The sequence below is a fragment of the Stenotrophomonas sp. NPDC047960 genome, from assembly GCF_043204395.1.
Taxonomy (GTDB): Bacteria; Pseudomonadota; Gammaproteobacteria; order Xanthomonadales; family Xanthomonadaceae; genus Stenotrophomonas.
On record NZ_JBIDBX010000004.1, the window covers coordinates 100,555 to 119,528 of the forward strand.

Below are 18,974 nucleotides of genomic sequence, written 5' to 3' on the forward strand. Positions count from 1 at the left end.
GCCATGCGCGGGACATTGTGGGTGTAAAAGCCGGGATCAACGTGGCGGTACGTCGTCGCGGTCAATCACTTCGACCTTGGGTTCGGCCCAGGGACCGGTCACGTGGTAGGTCTTGGCGCCAATCTCGCCCAGCGGCTTGGACAGCACCGCATTGGCGGCCGCGCCCACCGCCGCGCCCACCGGCCCGCCAGCGACGGCGCCGACCACGGTGAGCAGGTTGCCGGCGCGCGGATTGACGTCGATGGTCTGGTCGAACTGCTGGCGGCGCAGGTCGGTGCGGCCGCGGATGCTGATGTTGGCGGCCGGGCCTTCGATCAGCACCTTGTCGGTGGTGGCCATGCCGTCGGCGAACGCCAGCGTGCCCTCGACCTGGTTGAAGGCAAAGCCCTTGGAGAAGAAATCGCGGAAATCGAACATCAACCGGCGCGGCAGCTGGGTCACGCTGAGCAGGCCCAGCACGCGGCCGGCGCCCGGCTCGAGTTCCAGCAGCTGACCGTTGCGTGCATGCACCTGCATCTGGCCCTGCAGCGCACCGAGCTGGAAGTCGGAGGGCCCGCCCTGCCAGCCGGCATCCAGGCTGATCTGGCCCTGCCCGCCGCGCAGCTGGCCGCCGTAGTCCAGGTTCTGCATCAGCCCGCCCAGGTCCTCGCTGTCGACCTTGACCTGGAACCGGGTGCGCGCGGCCTCGCCCATGCCCAGCCAGCGGCCCTGGATGTCGATCTGCTGCTTGGGCGCACGGAACTGCAGCTGGTCCACGCTCAGCCCGTTGCCAAACGGACGCGTGCGCAGCATGGCCTGGCCGAGCCGGGCCTTGCCGAACTGCAGGTCGTTGATGTCCAGTGACAACGGCGGGATCTTCGCCGGGTTGGTGTCGTTGGCACTGGCCTGCACCCGCGCCGGCAGCGTGGCGTCGGCCGGCAGGATGATCGGTGCGCCGTCGGCGGGCGCCTTCACCGGGGTCGGCAACGACTGCCAGTGCACCCGCTCCAGCTTGCCGACGATGGCCGCACCATCGGCGGTGGGCACGCTCAGGTTGCCCGACAGCGAGGGGCCGTCCAAGCGCACATCCACTCCGCTCGGGTTTGGGCGCAGCTGCAGGCGGGTCTGCGGGAACACCCCGCCGGCCAGCAACAGCTGCCCGACCTGCACGTCCACCTGGCGCAGCGGCATCGGGTCGGCATCCGGTGCGCCGCCGGGCGAACGCGCCAGCGCGATCCAGTCCAATGCGTCCAGCGAGCCGCTGCGGCCATTGACCACCAGCCCGCTGGCGGGCGGGTCGCGGTCAACGCTGGCGCTGCCCAGCGTGACCTGCACGCCGGTCTTGTTGTCGTGGGTGCGTGCGGCCAGGGCCAGGCGTTCGCCGAAGGCGACGTCCACGCGCCCGGCGCCCATCGGCAGCTGCGCCTTCACGGCGGTGGCCAGCGGCACCTCGGCCGGCTTGTCCAGCGGCGCCGGCAGGTCCAGCCGGGTACCGACCAGGTCCGAGTGCAGCGTGAGCAGGGTCGGCGCTTCGGTCCTGCCGCCGGGCACCACCTTCGGCAGGGTCACCCCGATGGTCCAGCGCGAGGTGCCTTCAATGTAGGGTTTGAGCCAGGCCAGTTCCGGCGCCCGGTCAAGCAGCTGCCCGGCACCCAGCGTAGCGCCCAGCTCGGCTTCGAAGGCATGCTGAGGATCGCGCGCGTAACCGCCGGCGCGCAGGCTGAGCTGGCCGTCCTGGCCCAGGTGGCGCACCGCCAATGCCTCGGCACCAAACCCGTCCTGGCTGTATTTTGCCTGGCCGCGCATCGCCTCGAAGGTCAGGTCGAAGCGCTTGTCCGACAGCGTGGCGCCGTCCAGATCGACCGTGCCCTGCAGGTGCCCGCCGCCCTCCCCGCGGTGCAGGGGCTGCAGCAGGTCGAAGGTGACCGACGCCGGGCCCTTGGCCGTGAGGTTGTCCAGCGAATCGGCGTAGGTCCTGTGCAGCGGGCTCTGCTTGAGCATGGCCAGCAGCGCGCCGGCGTCGCTGCGGCTGGCCGCCTTGACGTACAGCTGGGTGGCACCGAAATCGGCGATGCCCGCGTCGAAGTGGTCCACCGCCACCCCGGCCAGGTCGCCCCGACCGTGCAGCTCGAAGCCCGGGCCGATAAAGGCGATATCGCCCTCGACCTTGTCCATGGTCGGCCAATCACGCTGGAAGCGGATGTTGCCGTTGTCGATGCGGCCGGTGGCCTCGAAGCGACCGTTGTTTTTGCTGAACGGCCAGTCTTCGAGATCGCCGGTGACCAGCCCGACGCCGCCGCGCACGTAACCGCCCACCAGCGCCGCGTCCAGCCAGTCGGTAGCGGCTTTGCTCATTCTGGAATGGATCCAGAAGCGCTTGGCTGCGGTCATCGGCACATCATCGAGCTTGGCCGCCAGCTGCATCCACGGACGGGTGCCGTTGCCCTGGAACCACATCGTGCCGCGCACGTCGGCCGCGTAATCGGTGCCCTGCACACGCAGCGCCGGGGTGCCGATGCGCCAGCCGCCGCCTTCATCCCGCCAGCCCACCATGCTGCCGGCCAGGCGCACGTCGTGGCGCACGCCGAAGCCGGTAGGCCAATCGAAATGCATGATCCGGGTCGGCTGCAGGTCGAGCCGGAAGCCGTTGGCATCACCATCGAAATGGCCGCCCACGCCACTCAGGCCCGGGGCACGCCCGGCGGCGGCGAACTGGATCTCCTCCAGCTCACCTTCAAAACTCAGCGGGCCATCGCGCTCGCCGGCGAACCGCACGCGGCTCATGCGCACCTGCGGCGCGGCGTCGTGCAGCCAGTTGCGCAGCCCGGCATCGATCCGGTCGGTCAGCGCCAGCCCGCGCAGCAGCGCGGTGGCATCGATGTTGTCGCCGGCCAGGGCCATGTGCTGGCCGCCGGCAATCAACAGCCCATCGAGCTTCTCGGTGCGCCCTTCCATGCCGATCCGCAGGCGCGGTGCATCGGCACGCCAGCCGCCCTGGACCCAGCGCCAGCGCGCCCGCAGCTGCAGGGAATCCAGCTGCAGCTGCGGGCGCCCACCATCGGCCAGCCGCGCCCCGCGCAGCTGCACGCCGGCCAGGTCGGCATCGGCGGTCACCATCACCGGGCGGCGGTCACGCAGGTCCACCCAGGCATTCAACGTGCCGGTGCCCTGCTGCAGGGCTACGCCGCCGAACTGCAGCAGCGACGCCCACGCACGGAAGTCGGCCGGGTCGGCCGCCAGCCAGGCCTGCCCGTTGCCGTCGGCGCGATCGAAATCCACCACGGCCGTCAGCGGCGCGGCATCCAGATCGGCCCAGGCACGCGCGCCCACGGCCAGCCGCTGCCCATTCACCCGCAGCCGCAGGTCGATGCGCGGCAGCTCGGTCTGTACGTTCAGCGACGGCGCATCCACCCGCAGCCGGCCGCCGACGACCTGCAGTTCACCCAGCCGGCGCAAGGTATCCAGCGGATCGCCGCCGGCCTTCGATTGCGGTAGCCCCTGTACCGACCAGCGGCCATCCGGCGCACGCTGCAGCACCAGCGACAGGCCGCGCAGGCGCAGCTCGGTCAGCGAACGGCCCGGCAGCAGCCCCGAATACATGGAGACCTGCACTTCAGCCTCGCCAATGCGCAGCCCCTCGCCCTCGCCGATGCGCAGCCCCTTCAGCGCCAGCAGCGGACCACGCCGGGTCCAGCGCGTCTGCAACTGGTCGAAACGCACCGGCTGCCCGGCACGCGCACTCAACCACCCGGCCACCTTGTCCGGGTGCCGTTCGGCCAGGGGCAGCAGCTGGCTGACGCTGCCCACCAGCACCGCCACACAGACCAATACGATCGCCATGGCATAGACAGCATGGCGGCGAATCCTTCGCAGTCGCAGGCGCAGCGGCGCGCTCATCGGTACCCGCAGGCGCCGGCGCACCACTGCGCGGGCCGGCTCAGGTCACAGCAGCACGACATCGAACTGCTCCTGCAGGTACTGCTCATCAGCCTGGAACCGGATCGACTTGCCGAGGAATTCCTCCAGTTCGGCCACCGCCGAGGATTCCTCATCGGTGATGCGCGCCACGACCTTGGACGAGGCGATCACCAGCAGGCGTGCGGCATCGAACTGGCGCACCGCCCGGGTGATCTCACGGAAGATTTCGTAGGTGACCGTTTCGGCGGTCTTGATCGAACCGCGCCCGCTGCATTCCGGGCACGGCTCGGACAGCTGGCGCTCCAGGCTTTCCACGGTGCGCTTGCGGGTCATTTCAACCAGACCCAGCGGCGAGAACTCGTAGACCGTGGTCTTGGCATGGTCGCGTGCCAGTGCCTTTTCCAGCGTACGCAGCACCTGCCGGCGGTGTTCGGCGTCATCCATGTCGATGAAGTCGATGATGATGATCCCGCCCAGATTGCGCAGGCGCAGCTGGCGCGCCACCGATTGCGCGGCCTCCAGGTTGGTGCGGAACACCGTTTCCTCCAGGTTGCGCTGACCCAGGAAGGAGCCGGTGTTGACGTCAATGGTGGTCATCGCCTCGGTCTGGTCGATGACCAGATAACCGCCGGACTTGAGCGGCACCTGCTTGTCCAGCGCGCGGCCGATCTCGTCTTCCACTCCGAACATGTCGAAGATGGGCCGGTCGCCGCTGTACAGCTCCAGCTTCTCGGCCAGCACCGGCATGTACTTGGCCACGAAGGCCTGCAGCTGGGTGAAGGTCTCCTTGGAGTCCACCTTCACCTTGTCCACGTCCTTGCGGATCAGGTCACGCACCGACCGCAGCGGCAGGCTCAGGTCTTCATAGATCACGCTGCACGGGGCGGCCTCGCGGCCACGGCGCTCGACCACGTTCCAGACCCGTGACAGATAGGCGATATCTTCGGCAATGGCCTCGGCCGGCTGGCCTTCGGCGTTGGTACGCACGATGTAACCATAGCCGCCGTGCTGGGCGGAGAGCTCGGTAACCAGCGTCTTGAGCCGGGCGCGCTCGGCCTCGTCCTCGATCCGCGCCGACACCCCGACCACCTTGGACTGCGGCAGCAGCACCATGTACCGCGAGGGAATGCTGATCTGGGTGGTCAACCGCGCACCCTTGGTGCCGATCGGATCCTTGACCACCTGCACCACGATGTCCTGGCCGTCACGCAGCAGCTCCACGATCGGCACCGACGACGGCGGCGGCAGCGTGGTGCCCTCCGTATCGGGGCTGGCCACCGGAGCCGGGCGTACCACGTCGTTGGCGTGCAGGAACGCGGCGCGCTCCAGCCCGACCTCGACGAACGCCGCCTGCATGCCGGGCATCACGCGCTGCACCTTGCCCTTGTAGATGTTGCCGACCACCCCGCGGCGCCAGCCGCGCTCGATGTGCAGCTCCTGCAGCATGCCGTTTTCGATGACGGCCACGCGGGTCTCGCGTGGCGTTACGTTGACCAGGATTTCTTCAGACACGGGCGACTCCCTTCGATTCAAACGCCTGCAGCAACTGCTCGGTCTGTTGCAGGGGCAAGCCCATGACACCCGAATAGCTTCCCGCCAGGTGGCGGATGTAACGCTCTGCCCCACCCTGGATGGCGTAGGCCCCGGCTTTGCCCATCGGCTCGCCGCTGGCGACATAGGCGGCAATGACCGCCTCGTCCAGCACGATGAAGCTCACCTCCGACACCACCAGCACCACCTGCTCGGCGCCGTCGGCGACCAGCGCCACGGCGGTCATCACCTGGTGGGTGCGGCCGGACAACCGGCCGAGCATGGTGGCGGCGTCAGCGGCGTCGACCGGCTTGCCGAACACCTCTCCGTCCAGCACCACCTCGGTATCCGCGCCCAGCACCACCGCATCCGGGTCGTCGGCCACCAACGCCAGCCCGGCACGGGCCTTGTCGATGGCCACGCGCTGTACGTAGTCCTGGGCGGTTTCCCCGGCGGCCCGTACTTCGGGCACGTCCAGGTCCAGCGCGCGGAACGGTCGGTCCAGGCGCTCCAGCAGTTGGGTTCGTCGGGGCGAACGAGAGGCAAGATAAAGCATCGCGGAAGCATAACCCGCGGGCCCTGTCTGAATCGCGAGCAACGCCTCCGATTCGTCATCAACCCCGATAAACCTCACCAGACGTTCATCGCTCCGACACCAACCTCAACGCCTTCACATGGAGATGCATATGCGCCGCCCGACCCTGTCCCCGCTGCTGCTTGCCCTGTCCCTTGCCCTGGGAACCTCGATGACCGCCCACGCACAGACCCCGCCTGCCATCGCCGTCCCCGCCGACAGCACCCTGCTCAACATCTCGGCCAATGCCGAAGCCCGCCGCGTGCCCGACGTGGCCACGCTGTCGGCCGGCGTGGTCACCCAGGCCACCGACGGCAACACGGCCATGCGCCAGAACGCCGAACAGATGGTCAAGGTGCTGGCCGCGATCAAGGCCGCCGGCATTGGCGAGCGCGACGTGCAGACCAGCGGGGTCAACCTCAGCCCGCAGTACCGGTATGCCGAAAATGAGGCACCGAAGATCACCGGCTACCAGGCCAGCAACACTGTCAGCCTCAAGGTCCGCGACATCGCCAAGCTGGGCAAGGTGCTCGATGCGTTGGCAGCGCAGGGCGCCAACCAGATCAACGGCCCGCAGTTCGAGATCGACCAGCCCGAACCGGTCTACGATGAAGCCCGCCTGGCCGCGCTGAAGAAGGCCCAGTCCCGCGCCGAGACCTACGCCAAGTCGCTGGGCCTGCGCGTGCGCCGCATCATCAGCATCTCCGAAAGCGGCGGCGGCAACTTCCGCCCGGTGATGATGCGCGCGGCGGCAGCGCCGATGGCCGCCGATGTTTCCACCCCGGTCTCGCCGGGCGAGTCGACCGTGTCGGTCAACCTGGACGTGGTGTTCGACCTGGGCCGGTAAATCGCCTCCCCGGGTAGCAGCGGACCGTTGGTCCGCTGTTTTCCTGACCGCAAGCCAAACACCCACGGCACCCCTGACTTCCGGCCGGCGCCGGCCTCCGGTATTGCTGTCATTGCCGGGGCCCCGGCCCCGCACGATGATGTTCCCGCACGCACATCTGGCAAGGAGAGTGGCGCATGGTCCGTACGCATCCCCCGGTGGTCCCGCTGCAAATCGACGTCCCGCGCGTGCTTGGCTGGAGCACCGCGCTGGCCCTGCACCTGCTCGCCCTGATGCTGCTGCTGATCCCCGCCGCCTATGTGGCCGCCCCGCTGCCACGCGAGCGGACCGTGGTGACGCTGATCGCCCCGCCGGTGCCGCAACCCGAGCCGCCGCCGCTGATCCAGCCAAAGGAACCGGTGCCGGTACGCGCGCCGACCAGCGCCCCGCGCGTGGCCCCGTTGCCGCCGCCCACCGCCACCGCCGACGACGTGCTGGCGGTGCCGCCACTGCCGGCCAGCGACACGCAGCTGCCGACCCTGGCGCCGGTCGAGCCGACCCCGGCTGCCTCCGGCGACGGTGTGCATCTGCAGTACCGCAGCGCGCCGCCGCCGGGCTACCCCATTGCCGCCATCCGGGCCGGGGAGCAGGGCACGGTGACGCTCCGGGTGCAGGTAGACGCCGAAGGCAGGCCGGCCAACGTCTCCATCGAGCGCAGCAGCGGCTCGCGGGCGCTGGACGCTGCTGCGCGGCAGCAGGTGCTGCGCCACTGGCGCTTTGTGCCGGCCCAGGTCAACGGCCAGCCCGTTCCTGCGGTGGGCCTGATACCGGTGAGCTTCTCCCTTCCGCAATGACGTGACCGCTGCGGGGTCCCGGAGACGGGGCCCCGCACTTTTTGACGGACGTCACCTATCGTGCGAATTAAGCAATTTTTCACGGTTACGTCACCTGTTGGAAACCTAGATTGGCGCCGACGCGTCAATTCGTTGACGGCGCCCAGCCCAGACCCCAGGTTTTCCAGTCAGGAGAGAAGCTGTGAAACACCCGATCCAACAACGTTACCGCGGCAGCCGTCGCACCCCGCTTGCCCGCTCCATTTCTTCGGCCCTTGCCAGCAGCATGCTGCTGCTGGCGGGCGCCCTCGCCTCGTCCTCGGCCATGGCACAGGACCAGGCGGCGACCAACCTGGACCGCATCACGGTCACCGGGTCCAACATCCCACGCACCAACACCGAAACCCCCTCGCCCGTGCAGGTCGTGACGCGCCAGGAAATCGACCGAAGCGGCAAGACGACCGTGGCCGAGTACCTGCAGACGCTCACCTCCGATGGCGCAGGCTCCATTCCCAAGACCTTCGGCAACGGCTTTGCCGGCGGCGGCGCGGGCATCTCGCTGCGCGGCCTGGGCGCCGGGTCCACGCTGGTGCTGTTGAACGGCCGCCGCATGGCCACCTATGGCCTGGCCGATGACGGCCAGAAGGTCTTTACCGACCTCAGCACCATTCCGCTGGACGCGGTCGAGCGCGTGGAAGTGCTCAAGGACGGCGCCTCGGCCATTTACGGTTCCGATGCCATCGCCGGCGTGGTCAACATCATCCTGCGCAGCGACTTCGAAGGGGCGATCCTGCGCGGCTCCTACGGCCTGTCTGGCGACAGCGACGGCGACGCGAAGAAGGCCACCCTGACCGCCGGTACCGGCGACATCGCCGAAGACGGCTGGAATGCGTTCTTCAGCCTGGACGTGGGCAAGACCGACGCGATCGCGATCAGCGACCGCAAGAACCGCGACTGGATCGGCACCGGCGACCTGCGCCAGTGGGGCATCGACCCGGCCGACGCACAATTCCTGGGCGGCGCCTACCTCAACGGTCGCACCGGCGGCGGCTCCGGCCCGAACGGTTCGCTGTTCACCAACACGACCCCTGCACTGCTGGTGCCATTGCCCGGCTGCCAGGGCCTGACCACCATTCCTGGCCAGACCGATGCATCGATCGCCCAGGACGGCTGCCTGTGGGATCCGGCCCAGCAGTTCCGTTCGCTGAGCCCGAAGGAGGAGTACGTCAACGTGTTCGGTCGCGCCAGCTTCGCCTATGGTGACGGCGGCGAGATCTACACCGAGATCGGCTACTCGAAGAAGGAAACGGTGTTCAGCAACACCCCGTCCGGCGTGTCCGGCAGCTGGGGCTACCCCGGCGGCCCGGTCAATGCCAGCAGCGGTCCGGGTGCCGTGGTACTCAACGCCGCCCATCCGGACAACATCCTCGGAGAGACCGCGCGCCTGCGCTACTCGGCCTGGGACGTCGGTCCGCGCGTGACCACCAACACCAATGAGTTCACCCGCTTCCTGGTCGGCACCAAGGGCAACTGGGGCGACTGGAGCTACGACACCGCCTACCTGCATTCGGGCACCAACCTGGTCAACAAGCGCACCGGCTTCCTGCGCTACAGCGCCGTGCAGTGCGCGCTGGGCGATCCGAACTGTGCCGGTGGCGTGTGGCGCATCGGTGACAACGCCGGGCAGAACTCGCAGGCCCTGTACGACTACATCTCGCCGGAAATCCAGGCCAACGCCAAGTCCAGCCTGGACATGTTCGACTTCACCGTGTCGCGCAGCCTGATGGACCTCAAGGGCGGCCCGCTCGGCCTGGCCATGGGCACCGAGTGGCGCAAGACCAGCAACAGCCTGACCCCGCAGACCTACACCGACATCGGCGACATCATCGGCCTGGGTTACTCGGCCTATGACGGTACCCAGAACGTGTACGCCGGTTACGTCGAACTCTCGGCCCCGGTGCTGGAACAGCTGGAACTGTCCGGCGCGCTGCGTTACGACAAGTACGAAAGTGGTGAGGGCAAGGCCACGCCGAAGCTGGGCGTCAAGTGGACCCCTGCCGACTGGATCGCCTTGCGTGGCTCCTATGCGGAAGGCTTCCGTGCCCCGAACCCGGCCGAAAACGGTGACGGTGGCCTGGCCGCGTTCTCCACCGCCCGCGACCCGGTGCGCTGCGCGGTCAGCCCGCCGGACGATGCGACCACCAACTGCGGCGCGCGCTCGGTGGCGATCATCACCAGCCCGAACCCGGCCCTGAAACCGGAAGAGTCCAAGAGCTACTCGTTCGGTATCGTGCTGCAGCCCACCTCGACCACCTCGCTGACCGTGGACGCCTGGGAAATCAAGCGCACCAATGAAATCGCGCAGGGCAGCACGGCCGATGCGATCGCGGCCGGTGACGTGCTGCGCGACACCGACCTGATCAACGGCATCCCGGGTACCGGCACCATCCTGGCGGTCAACACCGCGTACGTGAATGCCAACTCGTCGCGGGTCCGCGGTATCGATACCGATATCCGCCAGACCTTCGACCTCGGCCCGGGCCAGCTGGAAATGGACCTGCAGTGGAGCCACGTGCTCAAGTTCGAGCGCACCGAAGGCGACAACACGGTCGACTACGTGGGCACGCACGGCAACTGCGACGTGACCAACTGCATCGGCACGCCGGAAGACCGCATCAACTTCGGCACCACCTGGAAGCAGGACGTGTGGAGCGTCAGCGGCGTGGTCAACTACATCAGCAGCCTGGAGAACAAGGACCGCCGCGGTGGCGACTACCTGGCGTTCTATGCCGATGGCACGCCGGTGGAGAAGATCTCTTCGTTCACCACCTTCGACCTGTCCGGCCGCTGGAACATCAGCGACGCGTTCGAGCTGAACGCTTCGGTGCAGAACGTGTTCGACCGCACCGCCCCGCTCGACCCGACCACCTACGGTGGCGTGAACTACAACCCGCTGCACTTCAGCGGTGCGATCGGGCGTTACTTCACGGTGGGGGCAAAGTACACCTTCAACTGATCCACGCCGTTGTGAAACGAAAAGCCCGGGCACCGCCCGGGCTTTTCTCTGCGGTAGAGCCATGCCCTGCGTGGCTGCGCGACACGCAAAAAAAAGCCTCGCATCGCTGCGAGGCTTCTCAAAACTTGGCGCCCGAAGTTGGACTCGAACCAACGACCCCCTGATTAACAGTCAAGTGCTCTAACCGGCTGAGCTATTCGGGCGGGGGTGCGCATTGTAACCAGTTTTTCGCGGCTTGTAACCCGTCTGCGCGGAATTTCTTCACGCGCGGTGATACGGGTGGTTGGCCAGCATTGCCGCTGCGCGGTACAGCTGCTCGGCCACCACCAGCCGCACCAGCATGTGCGGCAGGGTGAGCGGGCCGATCGACCACTTCTCATCGGCCAGCGCCGATACTTCGGGCGAATGCCCTTCCGGGCCGCCAATCAGGAACGCCAGGTCCCTGCCCTGGCCGCGCCAATGCTCCAGGCGCTGCGCCAGCTGCTCGGAGCTGAGTTGCTTTCCCGGTACATCCAGCGCCACCACATACGCGTTCTTGGGCAGCGCGGCGATCACCCGCTTGCCTTCGTCCTCGGTTGCGCGACGCGCATCGCGCCCCTTGCCACGCAGGCCCGGCTCGATTTCCACCAGCTCGAACGGCAACCAGTGCGAGAGCCGCTTCTGGTATTCGGCAAAGCCCTGGGCCACCCAGCTGGGCGCGCGTTCACCGGTAGCGATCAGCCTGGCTTTCATCGTCATGCTCCTTCAAATGACAACGGCGCCATCGGGCGCCGTTGTCGTTACCCCACGCGCCGGTTTCAGCGCGCGGCGTAGTCGTCTTCGTCGTCGCCATCATCCAGCAGGCTCGGCGGCTGGTCGCCGACGGTCCACAGGCGCTCGAGCGCGTAGAACTCGCGCACGCGCGGCAGCATCACGTGCACGATGACGTCGCCCAGGTCGACCAGCACCCATTCCGCTTCGCGCTCGCCTTCCACCCCCAGCGGCATCACCCCCAGGTTCTTGGCGAACTTCACCACTTCGTCGGCGATCGACTTCACGTGGCGGCTGGAAGTGCCCGACGCGATCACCATGTAATCGGCGACGCTGGACTTGCCGATCACGTCGATTTCGACGAGATCCCTGGCCTTCAGTTCTTCGGTGGCCCTGCGCACGCAATCAAGCAGCTGCTCATTGGACGGGGCCGGGTTCGGCAGTTGGACCTTGATGGTCTGGGGCTGGGCTTGGTTGTTCAAAGCAGGGCAACTCGATAAATGTGGCTCCGATTATACGGGGCGGACGGGCTGAACGTATTCACGCCGTACGGAGGCCGTACAGGCCGTGCTCGGCGACGTAATCGGCCACCGGACCGGGCAGCAATTGCCGCCAGTCCCCCTTCGCCGCGATCCGCTCACGCACGGCCGTGGCCGATTCGCTGCGCAGCGGGGCGTGCAGGCGCAGCACGCGCCCCGCGGGGGCGCTGAACAGCGCCTTGTCGCTTTCAGCCCACCGAGACTCCAGCGCCCGCTGCAGCGGGGCCGGCAGCGTCTGCTCCAGCGAGCTTCCCGGGCGGTCGGCGACGATGAAGTGCGCCAGCCTGAACAGGTCCTCCCACTGGTGCCAGCCGGGCAGGCCCAGTAGGCTGTCGGCCCCCACCAGCCAGGCGATCGGCTGGCGCGGACCCAGTTCGGCACGCAGCTCGCGCAATGTGTCAACGGTGTAGGAAGGGGTTCCCGGCTGTCGCCGGGCACGCTCCAGCTCGCGCAGGTCAAGCAACAGGCCCGGCTCATCGCCGATCGCCAGCGCCAGCATCTCCGCGCGTTGGGCAGCGTTGGCGCCCGGCACGGGCCGGTGTGGCGGATCGGCTGCCGGCAGCAGCCGCACGGCCACCTGCAGCTGGTCGCGCGCCGCGCGCGCGATCGCCAGGTGGCCCAGGTGCACCGGGTCGAAGGTCCCACCGTAATGGATGCGCAGGCCCATCGGGCTCACGCGCGGGCCAGCAGGCGTACCGCGCGTGCTTCTGCCACTGCCACCAGCAGGCGTTCCAGGCCCAGCCAAGGATCGCCATCGGCGCGGCCCTTGGCCATGCGGTCCACCAGCCCGGCTTCGGCCACGAAGCGCTCCCAGCGCTTGGCGTCAGGGTGGCGCTGCAGGGCCCGCTTGAAGGGCGCCTGGCGCGATTCCCAGATGCCACGGCTCTTCATCTCTGCCGCCAGGTTGCCACCGCGCGCCTGCACCCTGGCCAGCGCGGCGGTGGACAGCATCTCGCGGATCACCATCGGCATCAGCGCAGCCACGGCCTCGCCTTCGCCGCGCAGCCCGGCCAGCATGCGCAGCACCGCCGCCGGTTGTCCGGAGAAAGTGGCTTCCAGCAGTCGGAATACATCGTAACGGGCGGCGTCGGCCACCAGCGATTCCATCGTGTCTGCATCCAGGGTCTGGCCGCTGGCCAGCAGCGCCAGCTTGTCGATTTCCTGGGCGGCAGCCAGCAGATTGCCTTCCACGCGCTCGGCCAGCCGCTGCACGGCGGCCGGATCCGCGCGCAGGCCCTGCTGGCGCAGGCGACGCTCGATCCAGTCCGGCAGTTCATGCGGCTTGATTGCCCAGGCCACCGACAGCACGCCGACACGGTTCACCGCCTCGGCCCACTTGCCCTGGTGCGCCTTGCTCCATTCGTTGCAGGTGATCAGCAGGATCACGTCCGGCGCCGGGTTGGCGCAGAACTGGCTGATCACCTCGCCGCCCTCCTTGCCCGGCTTGCCGGTCGGCAGGCGCAGCTCCACCAGCCGGCGCGCACTGAACAGACTGGGCGCGTTGAAGGTGGCATCGAGCTGGTTCCAGTCGAAATCACGCCCGTCAGCGTCGAACACTTCACGTTCGCTGATGCCCTCGGCGCGCGCGCGCGCGCGCACCGCATCGGCCGCTTCCAGTACGCGCAGCGTTTCCGGGCCGGCGATCAGGTACACCGGCGCCAAGGCCTGGCTGGCCGGCTGGCTGGCAAGTTGTTCGGGGCGCAGTTCCATCGTGCGGCCGGTCCGCCAGCGGACCGGTCAGCCGGCCTGCGGCGGCTTGACGGCCGGTACGTCGGCCGGCGGCGTGGTCGGCGGTACGCCGGCAGGCGTTGCTGCCGGATCGACGGCGGGCCTGGCGGGCGCGTTGAGTTGACCCCGCTCCAGCTGGGCGCGCACTACGCTGTCGATGCGGCGCATGATCGACGCGGACATCTCACGGCGCAGCTCGTCAGCCAGGATCTCGCGCTCGGTGGTGGTGCCGGTGGAGTCGGTCGGCGGCGACACGTAGTCGCGCGACAGCTCGATCACCTGCTGCGGCACCAGGTCGCTGCCGTCTTCGCGGCGGAACACGAAGATCACCGCGTAGCGCAGGCTGAACTCCTGCGCGCGGCCCTGCGCATCGATGGCGATGGGCAGGTCGCCCCAACGCTCGGACACGACCTGCAGCTGCGCAGCCGGCTCCTTGCTGTCGGCATCGGCAAGCGTCGCGCCCGATGCCTGCAGGCCACGCCGGAGCAGCTTGGCCAGTTCGCTGTAGGGTGCGGTGGATACCACCTTCACCGCCGCCGTATCAGCCGGCAGCATCAGCTTGTTGCGCAGGTGGAAGCCACACCCGGCGAGGGTCGCGGTCAGAACAAGGGCAAGCAGGAATCGGGTCATGGGCACAGTCTGGATGAGCCGGGCTCGCCCGGCAACAGGAAAAAGGGTTACCCGTACGATGCCCGACCCCACGTGAACACCGCTTGAGAAACAGCGCCATCGCCCTGCGCAGCCACGCAGGGCGTGGCGCTACGCGATCCCGGTCACGCGGCCACGATGTTCACGATCTTGCCCGGCACGATGATGATCTTGCGCACGGTCAACCCGTCCAGGAACTTCGCCGCGTTCGGCTCGGCCAGGCCCAGTGCCTCGATCTGGTCGCGCGGGGCATCGGCGGCCACCTCGATGGTCCCACGAAGCTTGCCATTGACCTGCACCGCCAGGGTCACCGCATCACGCACCAGCGCGCTGGCGTCGGCCTGCGGGAACGGCTGGTCTTCCAGCAGCGTTTCACCATGGCCCAGCACCTGCCACAACGCATGGCTGGAATGCGGGGTGATCGGGTTGAGCAGCAGGACGGTGGCCTGCAGCGCTTCCTGGCGGACCGCGCGGCCCTGGTCGGAGCCGTCATCGAACCTGGCCAGCGCGTTCATCAGTTCCATCACTGCGGCGATGGCGGTGTTGAAGCTGTGCCGGCGACCGTAGTCATCGCTGACCTTCTGGATCGTCTCGTGGGTCTTGCGACGAAGCGCCTTCTGCTCGGCAGTCAGCGCCTGCTGCAGTGCTGCCGTGAGGGACAGCTCATCCATCACCCCGCTGGCGGCGTGCTTTTCCACCTGGGTCCAAAGACGGCGCAGGAAGCGCGCCATGCCATCCACGCCGGCTTCGTTCCACTCCAACGACTGCTCCGGCGGTGCGGCAAACATGGAGAACAGGCGGACCGTGTCGGCTCCGTATTTGCTCACCATGGCCTGCGGGTCCACGCCGTTGTTCTTGGACTTGGACATCTTTTCGGTGCCGCCGATCTCCACCGGCTGGCCGTCGGCGATCAGTACCGCACCGGTGATGCGGCCGCGCTCGTCACGTTTCACGTCCACGTCGGCCGGGTTGATCCAGTCCTTGGAACCGTCCGGGTTCTGGCGGAAGTAGGTGTCGGCGATGACCATGCCCTGGCACAGCAGGTTCTGCGCCGGTTCGTTGCTGTCCACCATGCGTGCATCACGCAGCAGCTTGTGGAAGAAACGGAAGTACATCAGATGCAGGATCGCGTGTTCGATACCGCCGATGTACTGGTCCACCGGCAGCCAGTAATTGCCGCGCTTGTCCACCGCGTCACGGGCACCGGGGGAGGTGTAGCGCGCGTAGTACCAGCTCGATTCCATGAAGGTATCGAACGTGTCGGTTTCGCGCTCGGCCGCGCCGCCGCAATCGGGGCAGGTCGTCTTGCGCCACTCCGGGTCGGCCTTGATCGGCGAACCGGTGCCGACGAAGTTGACGTCTTCCGGCAGTACCACCGGCAACTGCTCTTCCGGCACCGGCAGTGCGCCGCACTTGGGGCAGTAGATCACCGGAATCGGGCAACCCCAGTAGCGCTGGCGGCTCACGCCCCAGTCGCGCAGGCGGTAGTTTACCCGGCGCTGGCCCTGGGCCTTGCGCTCGAAACGTTCGGCCAGCGCCTCGAAGGCGCCCTGGAAGTCCAGCCCGTCGAATTCGTCGGAGTTGACCAGCTCCGTCTCGCGGGTCTTGTCGCCGTACCAGTCCTGCCAGCGGGTCGCGTCGTAGGCGGCGTCGTCCTTGCGCGGCGACTTCAACGCGATGACCTGGCGGATCGGCAGGCCGTACTTGTTGGCAAATTCATTGTCGCGCTGGTCGTGGCCCGGCACGGCCATCACCGCACCGGTGCCGTAGCCCATCAGCACGAAGTTGGCCACCCACACCGGTACCTGGGCACCGGTCACCGGGTGAATCGCGCGCAGGCCGGTATCCATGCCGCGCTTTTCCTGGGTTTCAAGTTCGGCTTCGGACACGCCACCCTGCTTCATCTCGGCCAGCAGCGCGGCCAGGGCAGGGTTGCTCTTGGCCGCGTGCAGGGCCAGCGGGTGTTCGCCGGCAATGGACACGAACGTCACGCCCATTACCGTGTCCGGGCGGGTGGTGAACACGCGCAGCGGATCCAGCGCGCTGCCGTCGGCATCGCGCACGTCGAACTGGATCTCCAGTCCTTCGGAGCGGCCGATCCAGTTGCGCTGCATGGTCTTGACCGAATCAGGCCAGCCCGGCAGTTCGTCCAGGCCGTCGAGCAGTTCCTGGGCGTAATCGGTGATGCGCAGGAACCACTGCGGGATCTCGCGCTTTTCCACCGGCGCGCCCGAGCGCCAACCCTTGCCGTCGATGACCTGTTCGTTGGCCAGCACGGTCTGGTCGACCGGATCCCAGTTCACCACCGCGTTGCGGCGGTAGGCCAGGCCCTTGCGCATCAGGCGGGTGAACATGCGCTGTTCGTGCACGTAGTACTCGGGCGTGCAGGTGGCGAACTCGCGCGACCAGTCGATCGCATAGCCCATGGCCTTGAACTGGCCACGCATGTGCTCAATGTTGGCGTAGGTCCACTTGGCCGGCGCGGTGCGGTTCTTGATCGCCGCGTTTTCCGCCGGCAGGCCGAACGCATCCCAGCCCATCGGCTGCAGCACGTTGTGGCCGGTCATCCGCTTGTAGCGGCTGATCACATCGCCGATCGTGTAGTTGCGCACGTGGCCCATGTGCAGCGCGCCCGACGGGTACGGCAGCATCGAAAGGCAGTAGTACTTCGGCTTGTCCGAGGCCTCGTTCACCTCGAAGGCGCGCGTGGCGTCCCAGAACTTCTGGGCGGCGGATTCAACCTGCTGCGGATCGTATACGTTGGGTTCGACGCTGGTCATGGAAAACACAGTTGCGGCGGCAAAGCGGCACAGCGTACCGCAGTGCGGCAAACGGCTCCAATCATCGCCTTCGCCAATAGCGGACCGAAATGGCATCCTGTTGATAAATCACGGAATTACCCGTGCCCGTTTTATCCACGACCGCCCTCCCCCGCGCACCCGCGCGTGGATTGCGGTCGAACCCGTCAATTCACCCGGGGCGGACCTTGGCTGCCAGCGGCAGCGCGGCCGCCAGCCACACCACCCACGCCACGAATGCCAGGCGCTGGGCCACCGGGGCCGGCATGACGGCCTGCAGCACGAACGCCCCCACCAGCACCGCCAGGCCCGCTGCTACGTGCAGCGCCGCCAGCCTTCCCCAGCCCGGCAAACGCCGCGCGGCGAGCCCGGACATCAGCGCGCCAGGCACGAACGCCAACACCCAGATCATCCACGCACTGGCGTGGTACTGGCTGGCCAGGCTCTCGATGTCGGTCGCATCCAGCGGCAGCACGCCCATCGCGGCGAAGGCCAGTCCGGACAGCACCAGCATCTGCCCGCCCACCCGCATCGTCCACGGCGCGGTGACCGGCACGCGTGCCAGCAGGCGCAGCGCCACCACCACCGCCAGCAGACCCGGCAGCACGAAGCCGAACAGGTCGAACGCCACCGCACGCGGCACCCCGGTCGCCCCCAGCAGCGCCACCGGATGGCCGAGCGGCAGGTAACCGGGCAACACGGCGCCGAAACCCAGCACCGAAGCCAGGAAAAGCACAGCGCCGGCGGCGCCGAACAGGGGGTCGAAACGTTGCACGGTCTTCATCGGGCCCTCTCCACCCACCATTGGGGTTGCTTCTCAATATGGCCGGCACCATACACTGGGTACATCTTTAATCGTTGATTCCCAGACCATGAGCGAACTGCCCCACGTCTTTGACGCCACCACCGAAACCTTCGAAGCCCAGGTGCTGCAGAAGTCGCTGCAGACGCCGGTGCTGGTCGATTTCTGGGCCACCTGGTGCGAGCCCTGCAAGACCCTGGGCCCGATGCTGGAAAAACTGGCCGGCGAATACAACGGCGCCTTCGAACTGGCCAGGGTGGACGTGGACAAGGAGCAGCAGATTGCAGCCGCCTTCCAGATCCGCTCGGTGCCGACCGTATTCCTGGTCAAGGGCGGCCAGTTGGTGGATGGTTTCCCCGGCGTGATTCCGGAAAGCCAGCTGCGTGAGTTCCTGACCCAGCACGGCATCAGCCCGGCCGAGGCGGCCGAGGCCGCGGCCGATGAGCCCGCACCGCTGGACCCGCAGGCGCGCGTTGACGTGCTGCGCGCGGGAATCGCCGCCGAGCCGGACAAGGAAGAGCTCAAGCTCGACCTGGCCCTGGCCCTGCTGCAGACCGGCGCCACCGCCGAAGCCAGTGCGCTGATCGAGGCGCTGCCGGCCAGTCTGGCCACCGACGACCGCGCCGTGCGCGCCCGCGCCCGCCTGGATTTCGCCAAGGCACTGCAGGACGCCCCCGCGCCAGAGCAGCTGGAGGCGCGCATCGCTGCCGATGGCAGTGACCTGCAGGCCCGCCACCTGCGTGGCGTGCAGCAGCTGCTCGGCGGCGAAGACGAAGCCGCGCTGGAGCAGTTCCTGGCCATGTTGCAGAAAGATCGTTCCTATAGTGACGGCCTGCCACGCAAACTGCTGATTGACGCCTTCAAGGTGATCGACGACGCCGCCTTGGTCGGCCGTTACCGCCGTTCGATGGCCGCACTGCTGTTCTGAGTCGGTACCCGGCGTTCAGCATTCCTGTACCGGGGCCGGGCAATAATGTGATCGCGGTCTCTTTTAGCCGCGATCCATTCGGGGGGATGCGGTCTGGCCATGGGG

14 protein-coding genes and 1 tRNA gene are annotated in these 18,974 nt (G+C 67.8%); 4 read left to right on the forward strand and 11 right to left on the reverse strand.

From position 1 onward, the window contains the following. Positions 1 to 36 precede the first annotated feature (36 nt). Genes ACGFZ3_RS10410 through ACGFZ3_RS10420 form a run of 3 tightly spaced genes read right to left on the reverse strand, consistent with a single transcriptional unit; the run spans position 37 to position 5,983 of the window. Positions 37 to 3,876: a YhdP family protein gene (locus ACGFZ3_RS10410; RefSeq protein WP_392920196.1), complete on the reverse strand. Its 3,840-nt coding sequence runs from the start codon at positions 3,874 to 3,876 to the stop codon at positions 37 to 39. 45 nt (positions 3,877 to 3,921) lie between these two features. Continuing rightward, positions 3,922 to 5,409 carry a ribonuclease G gene (gene rng / locus ACGFZ3_RS10415; RefSeq protein ID WP_068853541.1) on the reverse strand — a complete coding sequence of 496 codons (1,488 nt, stop codon included), beginning with the start codon at positions 5,407 to 5,409 and terminating at the stop codon, positions 3,922 to 3,924. Next, a complete protein-coding gene (locus tag ACGFZ3_RS10420) occupies positions 5,402 to 5,983 on the reverse strand; it encodes a Maf-like protein (RefSeq protein WP_392920201.1) in 582 nt (193 codons plus the stop codon). The genes rng and ACGFZ3_RS10420 overlap by 8 nt, the downstream gene beginning before the upstream one ends. Positions 5,984 to 6,113: 130 nt before the next feature. On the opposite strand from ACGFZ3_RS10420, the gene ACGFZ3_RS10425 reads away from it, so the two are divergent. From ACGFZ3_RS10425 to ACGFZ3_RS10435, 3 genes are all read left to right on the forward strand, one after another. Next, positions 6,114 to 6,848 carry an SIMPL domain-containing protein gene (locus ACGFZ3_RS10425; protein ID WP_392920204.1) on the forward strand — a complete coding sequence of 245 codons (735 nt, stop codon included), beginning with the start codon at positions 6,114 to 6,116 and terminating at the stop codon, positions 6,846 to 6,848. Positions 6,849 to 7,024: 176 nt separating this feature from the next. Further along, positions 7,025 to 7,681, forward strand: coding sequence for an energy transducer TonB (locus tag ACGFZ3_RS10430; RefSeq protein ID WP_392920207.1), 657 nt, complete (start codon positions 7,025 to 7,027; stop codon positions 7,679 to 7,681). A 181-nt stretch (positions 7,682 to 7,862) separates the two neighbouring features. Next, positions 7,863 to 10,676, forward strand: a complete 2,814-nt coding sequence (locus tag ACGFZ3_RS10435; RefSeq protein ID WP_392920210.1) for a TonB-dependent receptor — start codon at positions 7,863 to 7,865, stop codon at positions 10,674 to 10,676. Positions 10,677 to 10,802: 126 nt separating this feature from the next. On the opposite strand, the gene ACGFZ3_RS10440 is transcribed toward ACGFZ3_RS10435, so the two are convergent. The 8 genes from ACGFZ3_RS10440 to ACGFZ3_RS10475 all read right to left on the reverse strand — a co-directional run bounded on the left by ACGFZ3_RS10440 (position 10,803) and on the right by ACGFZ3_RS10475 (position 17,923). Beyond that, a tRNA-Asn gene (locus ACGFZ3_RS10440) sits at positions 10,803 to 10,879 on the reverse strand. Positions 10,880 to 10,937: 58 nt separating this feature from the next. Beyond that, a complete protein-coding gene (gene rlmH, locus ACGFZ3_RS10445; RefSeq protein WP_068853546.1) occupies positions 10,938 to 11,408 on the reverse strand; it encodes a 23S rRNA (pseudouridine(1915)-N(3))-methyltransferase RlmH in 471 nt (156 codons plus the stop codon). Positions 11,409 to 11,473: 65 nt separating this feature from the next. Next, positions 11,474 to 11,908: a ribosome silencing factor gene (gene rsfS / locus ACGFZ3_RS10450; protein ID WP_392920214.1), complete on the reverse strand. Its 435-nt coding sequence runs from the start codon at positions 11,906 to 11,908 to the stop codon at positions 11,474 to 11,476. A 58-nt stretch (positions 11,909 to 11,966) separates the two neighbouring features. Continuing rightward, complete coding sequence (gene nadD, locus ACGFZ3_RS10455; RefSeq protein WP_392920966.1) at positions 11,967 to 12,632, reverse strand: nicotinate-nucleotide adenylyltransferase; 666 nt, start codon at positions 12,630 to 12,632, stop codon at positions 11,967 to 11,969. Between the two features lie 5 nt (positions 12,633 to 12,637). Then, complete coding sequence (holA, locus tag ACGFZ3_RS10460; RefSeq protein ID WP_392920217.1) at positions 12,638 to 13,675, reverse strand: DNA polymerase III subunit delta; 1,038 nt, start codon at positions 13,673 to 13,675, stop codon at positions 12,638 to 12,640. A gap of 27 nt (positions 13,676 to 13,702) precedes the next feature. Continuing rightward, positions 13,703 to 14,323: an LPS assembly lipoprotein LptE gene (gene lptE / locus ACGFZ3_RS10465; RefSeq protein WP_392920220.1), complete on the reverse strand. Its 621-nt coding sequence runs from the start codon at positions 14,321 to 14,323 to the stop codon at positions 13,703 to 13,705. Between the two features lie 143 nt (positions 14,324 to 14,466). After that, positions 14,467 to 17,121 (reverse strand): leucine--tRNA ligase, encoded by a 2,655-nt coding sequence (gene leuS / locus ACGFZ3_RS10470; protein ID WP_392920223.1) that lies wholly within the window; start codon positions 17,119 to 17,121, stop codon positions 14,467 to 14,469. Positions 17,122 to 17,311: 190 nt separating this feature from the next. Continuing rightward, positions 17,312 to 17,923, reverse strand: a complete 612-nt coding sequence (locus ACGFZ3_RS10475) for a DUF998 domain-containing protein (RefSeq protein ID WP_392920226.1) — start codon at positions 17,921 to 17,923, stop codon at positions 17,312 to 17,314. An 88-nt stretch (positions 17,924 to 18,011) separates the two neighbouring features. On the opposite strand from ACGFZ3_RS10475, the gene trxA reads away from it, so the two are divergent. After that, positions 18,012 to 18,869, forward strand: a complete 858-nt coding sequence (gene trxA, locus ACGFZ3_RS10480) for a thioredoxin (protein WP_392920229.1) — start codon at positions 18,012 to 18,014, stop codon at positions 18,867 to 18,869. Positions 18,870 to 18,974: the final 105 nt, after the last annotated feature.